The 15,247-nt window shown below is 73.1% G+C and carries 10 protein-coding genes and 1 pseudogene; 8 read left to right on the forward strand and 3 right to left on the reverse strand.

Annotated features, from left to right (window positions below):
- Positions 1 to 49 precede the first annotated feature (49 nt).
- The 6 genes from AB0C33_RS41265 to AB0C33_RS41290 are packed head-to-tail and all read left to right on the forward strand — an operon-like array spanning position 50 to position 8,703.
- Positions 50 to 3,088, forward strand: coding sequence for an amino acid adenylation domain-containing protein (locus tag AB0C33_RS41265; RefSeq protein WP_358298329.1), 3,039 nt, complete (start codon positions 50 to 52; stop codon positions 3,086 to 3,088).
- Positions 3,089 to 3,104: 16 nt separating this feature from the next.
- Positions 3,105 to 4,088 carry an aldo/keto reductase gene (locus tag AB0C33_RS41270; protein WP_358298331.1) on the forward strand — a complete coding sequence of 328 codons (984 nt, stop codon included), beginning with the start codon at positions 3,105 to 3,107 and terminating at the stop codon, positions 4,086 to 4,088.
- Positions 4,085 to 4,807 (forward strand): sulfotransferase family protein, encoded by a 723-nt coding sequence (locus AB0C33_RS41275; RefSeq protein WP_358298333.1) that lies wholly within the window; start codon positions 4,085 to 4,087, stop codon positions 4,805 to 4,807. The genes AB0C33_RS41270 and AB0C33_RS41275 overlap by 4 nt, the downstream gene beginning before the upstream one ends.
- 9 nt (positions 4,808 to 4,816) lie before the next feature.
- Positions 4,817 to 5,656: a family 3 encapsulin nanocompartment shell protein gene (locus AB0C33_RS41280; RefSeq protein WP_358298335.1), complete on the forward strand. Its 840-nt coding sequence runs from the start codon at positions 4,817 to 4,819 to the stop codon at positions 5,654 to 5,656.
- Between the two features lie 37 nt (positions 5,657 to 5,693).
- The gene (locus AB0C33_RS41285; protein ID WP_358298337.1) at positions 5,694 to 7,319 is read left to right on the forward strand and encodes an AMP-binding protein; all 1,626 of its coding nucleotides are present in this window, start codon (positions 5,694 to 5,696) and stop codon (positions 7,317 to 7,319) included.
- Position 7,320: 1 nt separating this feature from the next.
- Entirely contained in the window at positions 7,321 to 8,703 is a 1,383-nt protein-coding gene (locus AB0C33_RS41290) for a DHA2 family efflux MFS transporter permease subunit (protein ID WP_358298339.1), read from the forward strand.
- A 34-nt stretch (positions 8,704 to 8,737) separates the two neighbouring features.
- Here the strand turns inward: AB0C33_RS41290 and AB0C33_RS41295 are convergent, their stop codons facing one another.
- Positions 8,738 to 9,346 carry a GntR family transcriptional regulator gene (locus AB0C33_RS41295; protein ID WP_358298340.1) on the reverse strand — a complete coding sequence of 203 codons (609 nt, stop codon included), beginning with the start codon at positions 9,344 to 9,346 and terminating at the stop codon, positions 8,738 to 8,740.
- Positions 9,347 to 9,394: 48 nt separating this feature from the next.
- Here AB0C33_RS41295 and aceE point away from each other — a divergent pair, with 48 nt between their 5' ends.
- Both aceE and AB0C33_RS41305 read left to right on the forward strand, forming a co-directional pair.
- Positions 9,395 to 11,842, forward strand: a complete 2,448-nt coding sequence (aceE, locus tag AB0C33_RS41300; RefSeq protein WP_358298342.1) for a pyruvate dehydrogenase (acetyl-transferring), homodimeric type — start codon at positions 9,395 to 9,397, stop codon at positions 11,840 to 11,842.
- Between the two features lie 103 nt (positions 11,843 to 11,945).
- On the forward strand, positions 11,946 to 13,301 hold the full coding sequence (locus AB0C33_RS41305; protein ID WP_358298343.1) for a HAMP domain-containing sensor histidine kinase: 1,356 nt from the start codon (positions 11,946 to 11,948) through the stop codon (positions 13,299 to 13,301).
- Between the two features lie 47 nt (positions 13,302 to 13,348).
- Here AB0C33_RS41305 and AB0C33_RS41310 read toward each other — a convergent pair whose 3' ends face one another.
- Positions 13,349 to 14,965, reverse strand: coding sequence for a serine/threonine-protein kinase (locus AB0C33_RS41310; RefSeq protein ID WP_358298345.1), 1,617 nt, complete (start codon positions 14,963 to 14,965; stop codon positions 13,349 to 13,351).
- Between the two features lie 85 nt (positions 14,966 to 15,050).
- Positions 15,051 to 15,247: pseudogene (locus AB0C33_RS41315) on the reverse strand (methylmalonate-semialdehyde dehydrogenase (CoA acylating)); the annotation flags it as partial.

A 15,247-nucleotide genomic window follows, 5' to 3' on the forward strand; every position in this document is an offset into this window, starting at 1 on the left:
AGGCAAAGGGGCCGGTCGCCGTTCGTACATTCCTGACAGAGAGGTGGAGATGACCGGCAACACCCGCGGCTTCACCGGCCGGGCGGTCGACTTCGGCCCGTTCCGTCCCGTCCCGGCGTTGATCGAGGAGCAGACCGACCGGTGCCCGGAGCGGCCGGCGGTCACCTACGACGGCAGGACCCTCACCTACAGGCAACTGGACGACCTGGTCAACGGCCTGGCTGCGACGCTGGCCGGGCACGGCGTGGGCAAGGGCGACGTGGTCGCCGCCCTGCTGGTCAACTCGCTGGAACTGCCGGTCGCGTACCTGGCGCTGATGAAGCTGGGCGCGGCGTTCGTGCCGCTCGACCCGTCGTGGCCGGTCGAGCGCGTGCGCGACACGCTGGACGTGCTGCCGGACGGGCCGATCCTGTGCGCGGGCGGCGAACCGCTGCCGCCGGGCGCGGCCGATCGGGCGGTGATCGTCGGGATCGACACGATCGTCCCGGCCGCCGAGCGCCCGGCGGTCGAGCTGGGCCCGGACGACCTGGCGTACGGCTACTTCACCTCCGGCACCACCGGCACCCCCAAGTGCGCGATGAACCGGCACGGCGGCCTGGCCAACCGGCTGCGCTTCATGACCCGCTACTTCGCCGCGACCGGCGACGACGTCGTGCTGCAGAACAGCAGGCACACCTCCGACTCCGCGCTGTGGCAGCTGTTCTGGCCGCTGACCACGGGCGGGCGCACGGTGCTGCCCGTGCAGGGCGACTTCCTCAACCTCCGGCACACCATCGACCTGATCGCCCGGTACGGCATCACCACCGCCGACTTCGTCTCCAGCGTCTTCAACGCCCTGGTCGCCATCGTGGACGGCGACGCCGCCGCCCTGCGCGCGCTGTCGTCCCTGCGCCGGCTCGTCGTCGGCAGCGAGGCGGTCAGCCCGCGCGCGGTGCACCGCCTGATGGCCCTGCTGCCCGGCCTCGACCTGACCAACGGCTACGGCCCCACCGAGGCGTCGATCGGGATGGTCTTCCACAGGGTGTCGGCGGCCGACGGCGACGCGGTCCCGCTGGGCCGCCCGATCGACAACTGCTACGCCGTCGTGGTGGACGACGACCTGCGCCCGGTCCCGCCCGGCACGACCGGCGAGATCGCGATCGGCGGCGTCTGCCTGGGCGCGGGCTACCTGGGCGACCCGGCCGCGACGGCCAGGGCGTTCGTCGGCAACCCGTTCCCCGGCGAGATCCCGGGCGAGCGCCTCTACCTCACGGGCGACCTCGGCCACCTGGACGACGACGGCCGCCTGTTCTTCGCCGGCCGCAAGGACTTCCAGGTCAAGATCCACGGCGTGCGCATCGAGCTGGGCGAGATCGCCGCGGCGGCCCAGCGCTGCCCCGGCGTGCTGCAGGCCGAGGTGCTGGTGGCCGAGCAGGCAGGCGTCAAGGCGCTGGCGCTGTTCGCCTCCGGCAGGGGCCTGACCGAGGCCGCGCTGGCCGCCGAGCTGCGCCGCACGCTGCCGCGGACCAGCGTCCCCCGCTACTTCTTCCCGCTGGCCGAGATGCCGCTGCACGACAACGGCAAGGTGGACCGCGGCCGGCTCCAGGAGATCCTCGACGGCCGGCTGGCCGAGGACACCGCGCTGCTGGCCGAGAGCGCGCCGACCGCGTGCCTGGGCGACCAGGTGCTGCGGGCGATGCGCTCGGCGCTGGGCTGGCCGGGCCTGACCGCCGAGACGCACTTCGCCGAGTCGGGCGGCGACTCCATCCAGGCCCTGTCCGTGGTCCACATGATCACCGCCGAGACCGGCGTGCGCGTGGACGTCAAGGACCTGTACGACCACCCGACGGCCGGCGCGCTGGCCCGGCTGATCGAGCGGCGGCGGCAGGACCACGAGGCCATCGAGGAGGAGTCGGTGCTGATGGCGCGCGACTCCGTGGTGCCCGACGGGGAGCCCATCCGGCGGGCGTCCAGGCCGGAGCGGCTGCGCACGGTGCTGGTCACCGGGGGCACCGGGTTCGTCGGCAGCCGCCTGGTGCACGAGCTGCTGAGCCGCGGCGGGCTGCGGGTGTGCTGCCTGGCGCGGGCGGCCGACGACGAGGCGGCCACGGCCCGGGTCGTCGCGGCGCTCGCCGAGCGGGGGTTGTGGGAGCCGCGCTTCGCCGACCGGCTGGAGGGCTACGCGGGCGACCTGTCCTTACCCGGCCTCGGGCTGGACGGCTCCACCTGGGAGCATCTGGCCCGAGCCTGCGACCTGGTGCTGCACAACGGCGCGATGGTGAACTTCCTGTTCGACTACCGCGCCCACCGTCAGGCCAACGTGCGCGGCACGATCGAGCTGGTGCGGCTGGCGATGGCCCACCACCCGGTGCCGCTGCACTACGTCTCGACGCTGGGCGCCCTGCAGACGGAGGCGCTCCACAGGGGCGAGCGCGTCCCGGAGGACTGCGACCCGGCGCTGGCCAGGCCGCCGGGCGGCGGCTACAGCCGGTCGAAGTGGATCGCCGAGCGCTACCTGGCCGAGGCCCGGCGCCGGGGCGCGCTGGTGACCGTGCTGCGGCTGGGCGAGATCATGCCGAGCGCCGACAACGGCTATCCGAACCCGGTCGCCTTCACCCACCTGCTGCTGTCGGCGTTCGTGCGGCTCGGCGTGCGTCCGGACGTCGCCACGCGCACCGACTACACCCCGGTCGACTACGTCGCCGCGCGGGTCGGGGCGGCCGTGGCCGATCCCGAGGTCTGGGGCCGTACGCTGCACGTCTTCCGCGCCGAGAGCGTCCGCATCGACGACGTGCCGGCGCGGGCGGGCGTGCCGGTCACGCCGATCCCGTGCGGCGACTTCGCGCGGCTCGTGCGCGAGACCGGCCGGGCGAGCGGGGACCGCGAGCTGATCACGCTCGCCTCCCTGCTGCCCGCCGCGGCGGACGAGGAGGAGCTGCGCCGGGCGTTCGGCGGGCTGCTCACCGACAACCCCGCGCTGTTCCGCAAGGACGAGTGCCACAGGCTCGAACAGCGATGGCGGCTCGGCGAGGGCACCCTCGACGGCCCGATCGCCGCCTACCACGCCCGCCTGGCGGGCACGGCCGGGCAGCGGGTGCCCACCGGTTGATCAGGAAAGGTCAGGAATGCGCTACCGCAAGATGGGAAACCTCGGCTGGGAGGTCAGCGAGGTCGGCTACGGCATGTGGGGCATCGGCGGCGGCCCCGGCGGCTTCACCGGCTGGGACTACGACGTCGCCCCCCGCTGCCTCGACGAGGCCGTCGAACTGGGCTGCACCTTCTTCGACACCGCCTGGGTCTACGGCCGCGGCGTCAGCGAGCAGCTGCTCGGCGCGCTGCTGCGCCGCCACTCCGGCCACCGGCTGTACGTGGCCACGAAGATCCCGCCGAAGAACCGCGAATGGCCCCCACGACCGGACGACACCCTCGACGACGCCTACCCCGCCGAGCACATCCGCGAGTACACCCACCGCAGCCTGGACAACCTGGGCGTCTCGCGCATCGACCTCATGCAGTTCCACACCTGGGAGGACCGCTGGGCCCGCGACGAGCGGTGGCAGGAGGCGATCAGGGACCTCAAGAGCGAGGGCCTGATCGACGCGGTCGGCATCAGCGTCAACCGGTGGGAGCCGGCCAACTGCTTCGCCGCGCTCGACACCGGCCTGATCGACGTCATCCAGGTGATCTACAACATCTTCGACCAGGCGCCCGAGGACGAGCTGTTCGACCGGGCGCTGCGCGAGGGCGTGGGCATCATCGCCCGGGTGCCGTTCGACGAGGGCACCCTCACGGGCACCCTGACCGCGGACAGCACGTGGCCGGAGGAGGACTGGCGCAGCACGTACTTCGGGCCGGAGAACCTGGGGCCGAGCGTCGAGCGGGCCGAACGGCTCAAGGCGGCGCTCCCTGAGGGGCTGTCGCTGCCGGAGGTCGCGCTGCGGTTCGTGCTGCACCATCCGGCGGTCAGCACGGTGATCCCGGGGATGCGCAGGCCGGCGCACGTGCGGGCCAATCTCGGCGTCTCCGACGGGCGTCCGCTCGACCCTGACCTGCTGAGCGAGCTGCGGCGGCACCGCTGGGACCGGGTGCCGGCCTGGTGGTCGGGGTGAGCGGGCCGCTGGTCGCCATGTGGGCGCACTCGCGCTCGGCCTCGACGGCGTTCCTGCGCATGATGATCGAGCGGGGCGACGTGGCCGTCCTGCACGAGCCGTTCCTGGCGCTGACCGAGGAGGGCTCGCTGACGCTGCCCGCGCCGGACGGCGGCGAGGTGACGGCCCGGTCGGAGAAGGACCTGCTGGTCCGGCTGGCCGAGCTGGCGCGGGCGCGGCCGGTGTTCGTCAAGGAGGTGCTCGACTACGAGTACCCGCACCTGTTCAAGCATCCGGAAGACCTGGCGGGGATCGTCCACACGTTCATCGTGCGCGACCCGCGGCCGACCATCGCCTCGCACTACGCGATCAAACCGGCGGTGACCTGCGACGAGATCGGCTACGAGCGGCTGTTCCTGCTGCACGAGCTGGTCCGGGAGGCGACCGGCCGGCGGCCGCTGGTGATCCGCACCGAACGGCTGATCCGCGAGCCGGCGGCGGTCGTCGAGGAGTTCTGCGCCTACACCGGCCTGCCCTTCCTGCCCGGCTCGCTCAGCTGGGCCGCCGGCGACCGCCCGGAGTGGGGGCGGACCCGCCGCTGGCACCTGGACGCGAGCGGCAGCGCCGGGTTCGAGGACCGCGGCAACGTCTACGCCGCGACCGTGGACAACCATCCGGCCCTGCGGGCCTTCTACGACCACCACCTCCCCTTCTACCAGCGCCTCGTCCAGGACGAATAGGGAGCATCCATGTCAGAGTCACCGGGCCGGCTGTTCGCGCGGGCCTACGCCGAGGACCCCGGCCACGCGGAAGTGACCTTCGACTACACCATCACCGAGGCGCACGAGCCGACCAAGGACCGGCCCCGCCTGACCGTGCGCAACCTGCTCAAGGTCGTCCCCGTCGAGGGCGACACGGCCCGGTTCTGGACGGAGTCGCCGCCCGGCGAGGAGGAGCGGCGGTCGGTGCGCGACTCGGACGTGCGCCGCGAGGCGGCCTTCAGGTTCGGCATGTCGGAGGCCAAGGTGCATCCGATCCGGGCGTGGGTGCAGATCCCCGACGGCCTGGCCGCCGACCCGGACGCCCTGGCCACCTTCCTCGACTACCGCCTGCTGGTCCGGCTGGCCACGGCCGAGAACCTGGCCCTGACCACCGCCCTGCTCGGCCATCCGGAGATCGCCCGCCTGCCGTACGACGACTACGTCCACGGCGTGCTGTCGGCCTGCGACGAGGTCGAGCAGTCGGGCGCGACCCCGCACGCGATGATCGTCAACCCGCGCGACTACTACCACCGGCTGATCGGCCGGGGCGGGCTGCTGGCCGAGCTGGCCGAGGGCAACGGCATGAAGGTCAGCCGCAACCGGTGGGTCGCCCCCGGGGACGCCCTGGTCGGCGACATCTCCGTGGCGGCCAGGCTGCTGGACGCGGGCCGCTCGGTGATCCGGGTGGCCGAGCCGCCGCCCGGCACGTTCGCCCGGCCGGGCGTGGCCGTCTGCGCGGAGGTGTACGAGGGCGTCGCGGTGCATCTGCCGGGGTTGTTCTACCTGGTCACCCCTGCCGGGGAAAACACCGTATTTCCCACTTCATAGCAATCGAGTAGAACGAGAACGACGAAAGGCGGTGACCGTGTCGGACACGAGCCAGGAATACCGGCGCAATGGTTGGTGGCGCGACGAGACCTTTCTGGACGACTTACGCCGCAACACAGGTACGTCTCCCGACAAGGCGGCACTGATCAGCCGGCGGGTCGCCGACGGTGTCACCGACGTCGTCACGTACGCCGAGCTGGGCGCGATGACCGACCGCATCGCGCACGGCCTGGTCCGGCTGGGCGTGCGGCCGGGCGACTTCGTCGCCATCCAGCTGCCCAACCGCAGGGAGACGCTGCCCCTCGCGCTGGCGTGCATGAAGGTCGGCGCGCGCATCGCCCCGCAGATGCCCATCTACCGGCACCGCGAGCTGGACTTCATGATCCGGCTGACCGAGGCGAAGCTGTTCGTCACCACGAGCCGGATCGGCCACCTGGACACGGCCGAGACGGGGATGACCCTGGCCCGGGAGATCCCGAGCCTGGAGCACGTGATCGTCGTCGGCGGCGACGGCCCGCCCGGCTCGCTCGACTTCGACGAGCTCCTGCTCACCCCGGAACCGGGCGACCCGGCCGACATCGAGGGCCGCGAGCTGGGCCCCGACGACCCGTTCCTCATCCTGTTCACCTCGGGCACGACCGGCGAGCCCAAGGGCGCCCTGCACAGCCAGAACACCCTGTACGCCGACATCAAGGGCTACGCGGAGGCGTTCGGGCTGGACCCGAGCCTGGTCATCATGACGGCCCAGACGTCGATGCACTACGTCGGCCTGGTGATGGCGTACCTGACGGCGCTGACGCTGGGCGGCACCGCGGTCACGGCCGACGCCTGGGATCCAGGCGTCTACCTCGACCTGATGGCCGACCACGACGTCACCATGTACTACGGCTCGCCGCCGTTCGCCCGGGAGATCAGCGAGGAGCAGGCGGCCCGCCCGCGCGAGCTGCCCAGCCTGAGCGTCTTCGTCTCCGGCTCGGCCCCCGTCCCGCCGCACCTGGTGGAACGGGTCACCGAGACGCTGGGCGTGCGCGTGTACGCGCTGTGGGGCATGACCGAGAACGGCGGCGTCACCATGACCAGGCCCGAGGACCCGCCCGAGCGGGCCGGCGAGAGCGACGGCACGGTCATCTCCGGCATGGAGGTGCGCATCGTCGACGAGGAGAACAAGCCGGTCGAGAAGGGCGAGATCGGCGCGCTTCAGGTCCGCGGCGCGGCCCAGTGCCTCGGCTACTACCTGCGCGACGAGATCTACGCCAAGTCGATCACTCCGGACGGCTGGTTCGACACCGGCGACCTGGCCCGCGACGACGGCTACGGCGGCGTGCGCATCTCCGGCAGGACCAAGGACGTCATCATCGCCAACATGTGCCTCAAGCTGCCGGTCAGCGACATCGAGGCGCTGCTCGGGCGGCATCCGGCGATCCGCGACATCGCCCTCATCGGCATCCCGGACCCGGCGCTGGTCGAGCAGGTGTGCGCCGTCGTCACGCCGTCGGGCGAGCCGCCCACGCTGGAGGAGTTGCGCGCCTACCTCAAGGAGGCCGGCGTGAACGACTGGTTCTGGCCCGAGCGCCTGGAGATCGTCGAGGAGATGCCGCGGACCGTCACCGGCAAGATCCGCAAGGTCGAGCTGCGGGAGCGGTTCGGCGCGGCGTCGGACTGAGGTGGCCGGCTCACGGGCGCTCCCGCTCGCCGTCCTGTGCGGGAGCGCCTTCCTCGGCGCGATCGACGTGCAGCTCGCGAACATCGCCTTCCCCGACATCCTGCGCAGCTTCCCGCGCAGCAGCCTGCCGGAGCTGTCGTGGGTGTTCAACGGCTACGCGATCGTGTTCACCGCGGCGCTGCTGCCGGCCGGCGGCCTGGCCGACCGGTTCGGCGCGCGGCGGGTGTTCCTGACCGGCCTCGCGGTGTTCGTGGTCGGCGCCGCCCTGTGCGCGGTCGCGCCGTCGGCCGGCGCGCTGATCGCCGCCCGGGTCGTGCAGGGCGTGGGCGGCGGGGTGATCACGCCGCTGACGCTCGCGCTGATCCTGCCGTACTACCCGCCGGAACGCCGGGGCACGGCGATCGGGCTGTGGAGCGCGGCGCAGTCGGTGGCGACGGCGTCGGGGCCGTCGCTGGGCGGCATGCTGGTCGGCGTCTGGGACTGGCGGACGGTGTTCTTCCTGCACCTGCCGGTCGGGGCGGCCGTGCTGGCGGGCGCCTGGCGGATCGTGCCCAAGGGGGCGGGTGAGGCGGCCACGTCCCGGCTGCCGGACATCGCCGGGCTGCTGCTGCTGGTGGGGGCCATCGGGCTGCCCTCGCTGGCGATCGTGCAGAGCGACGCGTGGGGGCCGGGCAGCCCCGGCACGATCGCGGCGCTGGTCGCGGGCGTCGTCGTGGCCGTGCTGTTCGTCCGGCGGGCGCGCACGCACCCCGCGCCGATCGTGGACCTCGGCGCGCTGCGGGCGCGCGGCACGCAGCGGGCCAACCTCGCGATGTTCCTGGTCGGGCTGGTGATGTTCGCGCTGCCGCTGGCCAACATCCTGTTCCTGACCGGGATCTGGGGGTACTCCGTGGCCGCCGCGGGGCTCGCCGTCACGCCGGGGGCGCTCGCCCAGGTGCTGACCGCGCCGCTGGCCGGGCGGCTGGCCGCCAGGACCGGCCATCGCCTGCTCGCCCTGTGCGGGGTGGCGCTGCTGGCCCTGTCCACGGCGTACCTGGCGTTCGCGACGGGGGACGCCCCGGCGTACCTGACGGTGGTGCTGCCCGCGGTGGTGCTGTCGGGCGTCGCGGTGGCGGTGCTGATCACGTCGCTGAGCGGCGCGGCGGTGGCCGAGATCCCGCCCGCGCGACTGGCCACCGGCACCGCCCTGTCGGTGACCTCGCGGGCCGTCGGGGCCGTCATCGGCGTCTCGGCGCTGGTGCTGGTGCTGTCGGGCGACCGGCTCGGGGCGATCGGGGCGTACCAGGGGGTGTGGCTGACGATGCTCGGCCTGTGCGCGCTGGTCGCCGTCGCCGCCGCCGGCCTGCGCGCCCCGCGGTCCGAGCCCGCCGCGCAACGCGCCTGACCGGCGCACGGCCTCAAGGGACGGGCCCGTCGAGTCAGTCGGGGGCGTAGGCCAGGACGTGGTCGTGCAGCAGGCGGCCGGCCCGCGGGTCGTCCCGCTCGAACGCCTCCACCAGGGGTTCGTGGTCGGCCGCGTTCTCGTGCGGCCGCATCCGGAACAGCCGGATCGACACGTGCGTCCAGACCTCGACGCCGAGCGACTCCCACACCGACACCAGCAGCGCGTTGCCGGAGGCCGCGACGATCTCCCGGTGGAAGGCGACGCCGTGGCGGACCTGGTCGTCGAGGGAGCCGGCGGCCGCGGCGGCGTGCAGGCGGGCCACGTGGGCGCGCAGCGCGGCCACCGGCGGCCGGCCGAGGCGGGTGGCGGTCTCCTCCAGCCCGGCCCGGACCTGGTAGACCTCGCGCAGGTCGTCGAGGGTGAAGCCGCGCACCCGGGCGCCGCGGTTGGGCGCCGACTCGACCAGCCGGAGCGCCTCCAGCTCGCGCAGCGCCTCGCGTACGGGGGCCTGGCTGACCTGGAGTTCGGCGGCCAGGCGGCGCTCGACGATGCGCTCGCCGGGCTCCCAGCGGCCGCTGATCAGGCCGTCGAGCAGCACTTTCCTGATCTCCTCGCGCAACGGCGGCCGCACCACGGGCTCCACAGATAATCCTTTCATCGGATGATCGATCATATGGTGTTTAATGGAAGCATGGAGAAAGACCTGGATCCACAGGAGACCGCCGAATGGCTCGAATCGCTTGAGGCGGTCCGGCGGGCGGCCGGTCCCGATCGGGCCGATTACCTGCTGCGCAGGCTCGCCACGAGCACGCGCTATCTCAACACGGTGCCCACCGCCGAGGAGCCCGCCTACCCCGGCGACCTGGCGCTCGAAGAACGCGTCGCGGCCTACGACCGGTGGAACGCCGCCGTCATGGTCAGCCGGGGCAGCAAGCTCGGCCTGGGCGGCCACCTGGCCACCTACGCCTCGGCCGCCTGGCTGTACGAGGTCGGCTTCAACCACTTCTTCCACGGCACGGACGACCAGGTCTTCTTCCAGGGGCACGCCTCCCCCGGCGTCTACGCGCGGGCCTTCCTCGAAGGGCGCCTGAGCGAGGAGCAGCTCGACCTGTTCCGGCGCGAGACGCAGGGCGGGCTGCCGTCGTACCCGCACCCGAGGGCGATGTCGGGCTTCTGGCAGTTCCCGACCGTGTCGATGGGCATCGGCCCGCTCAACGCGGTCTACCAGGCACGCTTCAACCGCTACCTGCACAACCGCGGCATCAAGGACACCTCGCACAGCCATGTCTGGGCCTTCCTGGGTGACGGCGAGATGGACGAGCCGGAGTCCACCGCGGCGCTGACGCTGGCCGCCAGGGAGGGGCTGGACAACCTCACCTTCGTGATCAACTGTAACCTCCAGCGGCTCGACGGCCCGGTACGCGGCAACACCCGGATCGTGCAGGAGCTGGAGAGCGTCTTCCGGGGCGCGGGCTGGCACGTCGTCAAGGCACTGTGGGGCGCCGAGTGGGACGGCCTGCTCGGCTCCGACGAGCTCGTGGCCAGGCTCGGCGAGGTGCCGGACGGCCAGTTCCAGACGTTCGCCGCCGCCGACGGCGCCTACATCAGGCAGCACCTGTTCCAGGGGCTCGACGTGCCGTACTCCGACGACGACCTGCGGCGCATCGTCGGCGGCTCGCGGGCCGGGCACGAGCCGCGCAAGGTGTACGCCGCCTACCACCGGGCGCTGCAGAACCGGGGCGCGCCCACGGTGGTCCTGGTCCAGACGGTCAAGGGCTGGACGCTGGGCGCGGGCGTCGAGGCGCGCAACGCCAACCACCAGATGAAGAAGCTCACCCTCGACGAGTTCCGCGTCATGCGCGACCGGCTCGGCCTGCCGGTCCCCGACTCGGCGCTGGCCGGGGAGCTGCCGCCGTACCTGCACCCGGGGCCCGGCTCGGCCGAGGCCGAGTACGTCGCCGAGCGCCGCCGGGAGCTGGGCGGCCCGATCCCCCGCCGCACGGTCGCCGGCCGGCCGCTGCCGCAGCCGGGCGAGCGGCCGTTCGCGGCCCTGGCCAAGGGCTCGACGCAGCCGATCGCCACCACGATGGCGTTCGTCCGGCTGGTCAAGGACCTGATGAAGGAGCCGGAGACCGGGCGGCGCTGGGTGCCGATCGTGCCCGACGAGGCCAGGACGTTCGGCATGGAGTCGCTGTTCCCCACGGCCAAGATCTACTCGCCGCTCGGCCAGCGCTACGAGTCCGTCGACCGGGAGCTGCTGCTGGCGTACAAGGAGGCGGTGGACGGGCAGATCCTCATCGAGGGCATCACCGAGGCCGGCTCGATGGCCTCCTTCACCGCGGCGGCCACCAGCTACGCCACCCACGGCGAGCCGATGGTGCCGTTCTACATCTTCTACTCGATGTTCGGCTGGCAGCGGACCGGCGACCAGATGTGGGCCCTGGCCGACCAGCTCGGCCGCGGCTTCCTGCTCGGCGCGACCGCCGGCCGCACCACCATGACGGGCGAGGGCCTGCAGCACGCCGACGGCCACTCCCAACTCCTGGCCTCCGCCAACCCCGCCTGCCTGGCCTACGACCCGGCCTTCGCCTACGAGGTCGGCGTCATCGTCCGCGACGGGCTCAGGCGCATGTACGGCGAGGCCGCCGAGGACGTGTTCTACTACCTGACCCTCTACAACGAGCCGCTGCCCCAGCCCGCGATGCCCGAGGGCGTCGAGGAGGGCATCGTCAAGGGCATCTACCGCTACTCCGCCGGCGGCGGCGCCGCGCACCTGCTGGCCAGCGGCACCGCGATCCACTGGGCGCTGGAGGCCCAGCGGCTGCTGGCCGAGGAGTACGGGGTGGGCGTGGACGTCTGGTCGGTCACCTCGTGGAGCGAGCTGCGGCGCGAGGCCATGTCGGCGACCGGGGTGCCGTACCTGCGGCAGGCGCTGGCCGGGACCGAGGGGCCGGTGATCGCGGTCAGCGACTGGATGCGGGCCGTGCCCGACCAGATCAGGCCGTGGATCGACCGGCCGTGGACCTCGCTCGGCACCGACGGGTTCGGGCTCTCCGACACCAGGGAGGCCGTGCGCAGGCACTTCGGGGTCGATCCGCGGTCGATCGCGGACGCCGTGCTGAAGGCGGTGGAGGAGTAGCAGCGGGGGCGACTCGTCCCGGCGTAACCGTATTTATCGAGGAATCTCCCTAAGTTAGGGCCTGGTGCACCAACCGTGTTCTGCTGATCCCGGGGGGAGACGGGTGAGAACACGGTTGCGCCGGTCGCTGCGTACGCGGCTGGCACTGCTCGCCGGCATCGCCATGCTGCTGCTGAACGTCGTCGTCAGCGGCTTCGTCATGTTCGGCATCCACGACGACGTCGCCGACGTGCGCGCCAGCGACGTGTCCGGGCGGGCCCTGCGCGTGCTCCTCATGGTCAAGCGCAACCAGCTGCCCCAGGTGCTGGAACCCCTCGGCCTCGACGGCATCCAGGTCGTCGACCCGGCCGGACGGGCCGTCGCCTGGACGCCCAACCTGGCCGGCGCCCCCCGCCAGACCGCCCACGTCCCCCGCGACCAGGCGAACTACGTCAGCAGGAGCTGCGACCTGCCGGCCTTCCCCGGCCGGTGCGAGCTCGTGGTCGCTTTGCGCGCCTTCCAGCCCGAGGGCACCTGGATCATCTACGCCTTCGACCCCGCGGTCCCCTGGTTCGTCAGCCCGCAGGTCGTGCTGTTCCAGATCGTGGTGTCGGCGCTGCTGGTCGGGCTGACCTTCTTCGGGGTGTCGCGGGTCGTGGCCAGGACGCTCGCCCCCGTCAGCAGCATCACCAAGCGGCTCGCCGAGATCACCGCGGACGGCGGCGGCCTGCGGGTGCCCGTCCCGGACACCGACGACGAGATCAGAGCCCTGGCCGAGACCGCCAACCAGACGCTGGAACGGCTGGAGACGGCGCGGGCCCGCCTGGAGGCCGCGATGGAGCAGCAGCGCAGGTTCGCCGGGGACGCCTCGCACGACCTGCGCAGCCCGATCACCGCCATGCGCGCGCAGGTCGAGGAGGCCATGCTGCATCCGGAGGAGACCGACTGGCGGGAGACCAGCACCCAGGTGCTGGCCAGCCTCGACCGGCTGCAGGCCATCGTCACCGACCTGCTCACGCTGACCAAGCTGGACGCCGGAGCGCCGAGCGAGCGTGAGCCGGTGGACCTGGGCGAGCTGGTGGCCGCCGAGACCGCCAGGCCGCGGGCCAAGCGCGTGGTCACCAGCCCGGACGAGGGCGTGGTGGTCATGGGCGACCGGCTGCAGCTCACCCGTCTGCTGACGAACCTGCTGGACAACGCCGAGCGGCACGCCGAGACGCAGGTCGCCGTGACGGTCCGGCAGGAGGGCGGCCGGGCCGTGCTGGAGGTCCTGGACGACGGCGCAGGCATCGAACCGGCCCAGCGCGAGCTCGTCTTCCAGCGCTTCATCCGCCTGGACGACTCCCGCAACCGCGACGCCGGCGGCACCGGCCTCGGGCTGCCGATCGCCCGCGAGATCGCGACCGCGCACCACGGCACGCTGACCATCGAGGACTCCCCCAAGGGCGCCCGCTTCGTCCTCCGCCTCCCCCTCGCCTGACGGGTGCGGAGCCGCGGTGTTCCGGTGCTTGGCGTGGCCGCGGGGTTCTAGTGCTTGCCGTGGCCGCGGGCCAGGCCCTTGCCGTGCTTGGCCTTGGCGGCCTGATGGCCGACCTTCCGCCCCTTGCCGGAGCCGGCGGCGGACGTGGCGCCGGACCTGGCGCCGGTCACGGCGGGCCGCTGGGCCGGCGGCTGGGCGACGGGCTGGGCGGGCGGACGGCGGCGGGAGCCGCTCTGCTCGGCCGCGCGGTCGGAGGCGCCCTCCGAAGAGCGGTCGCGCGCGATGGCCACGGCGTGCATGATGCCCTCGTGCTCGGTGGCCTGGTTCGGCGCCGGGTCGGCGTAGGAGGGCGTGCGGGTGGCGGCGGGCGGGCCGCCGTCGCCGTTCCAGGACGTCGTGAGGAGCACGCTGGCGACGAGCGCGGCCAGGGCGGTGAGCTGCCGCCAGCGCTGCGGCCTGCCCGGCTGCGGGATCGACACCGAGAACGGCAGCAGCTCGCGGTGCGCGCGAAGCCCGCGCGCGGCGTCGGGCATGGTCCGGCGCACGGCGTGGTTCCGCTCGCCGGTCCTGCGTACCGCGCGGTCCCAGCCCGGGATCCGCCGCCTGGCGTCCGGCCGCGCTCCGGCGACGGCCCCCACGTCCCGGACGCCCACCGGGACGGGATCGGCCTCCGGGACGGGAACGGCCTCCGGGACGGGAACGGGAACGGCTTCCGGGGCGGGGAGGGAGACCTCCGGGGCGGGGGCCGCGGGGAAGAGGGTGGGAGGAAGGAGGTCGCCGGTGTTGGGCAGGGGGTCGGCCAGGGGGATGGCGGCGGTGTCGTGGGGTTCCTCGTCGCGCAGCGCGGCCACCCGGGTCAGGCGCCGCCGGGCCTCCTCGCCGTCGATCCGGCGGGCGGGGTCCTTGGTCAGGAGACCGGCGATGACCGGCGCGAGCGGCCCGGCCAGGTGGAACGGCGCGGGCTCGGAGGTGAGCACCGCGGTCAGTGCGGCCAGGTGGCCGCTGTGCGGGAAGGGCGACTGGCCCTCGACGGCCGCGTACAGGGTGGCGCCGAGGGACCACAGGTCGGCCTGCGGGGTCGCGTGGCCGCCGCGCAGGCGTTCCGGGGCGATGTACGCGGGCGTGCCCACCACCATGCCCGACTGGGTGATGTCGGCCTGGTCGTCGAGGGTGGTGGCCAGGCCGAAGTCGGTGAGCAGGGCGTGCCGGTCGCCGTTCAGCAGGATGTTGCCGGGCTTGACGTCGCGGTGCACGATGCCGTCGGCGTGCGCCGCGCTCAGCGCCTCCAGCACCTGCAGCCCGAGGCGCGCGGCGTCGGGCGGGGACAGCGGCCCGCGTTCGGCGATCACGTCGGCGAGGCTGCGCGAGGGCACGAGCTGGAGCACGATCCACGGCCGTTCGTCGGCCACCACCACGTCGTAGACGGCGGCGATGTGCGGATGGCTCAGCCGGGCGGCCAGCCGCGCCTCCCGCATCGTCCGGCCGAGCAGCCGCTCCCGCTCGGTCCCCAGCGCGTGCCCGAGGGTGACCTCCTTGACCGCGACCTGCCGGTCGAGCAGCTCGTCGTGGGCCCGCCAGACCCGGCCCATGCCACCGCGGCCCAGTTCGGACAGCAGCCGGTAGCGTCCGGCCAGCAACCAGCCCGCACAGTGCGAAAGTGACATGCCGCCCTGCCTACCCGATCATCCCGCCCTCATGCAACGGCCGCACAGGCTTCGAGTCGATCCTGTGAGGAGGGCGGGCGCGGGGTCACCCGTTCGTGGGGAAGCCGAGGTTCACCCCGCCGTGGGACGGGTCCAGCCAACGCGAGGTCACCACCTTGCCCCGCGTGTAGAACTGCACCCCCTCGGTGCCGTGCACATGCGTGTCACCGAACAACGACGACTTCCACCCGCCGAAACTGTAGAACGCCATCGGCACCGGGATCGGCACGTTGATCCCGACCA

The organism is Nonomuraea sp. NPDC048881 (assembly GCF_040649795.1).
Taxonomy (GTDB): domain Bacteria; phylum Actinomycetota; class Actinomycetes; order Streptosporangiales; family Streptosporangiaceae; genus Nonomuraea.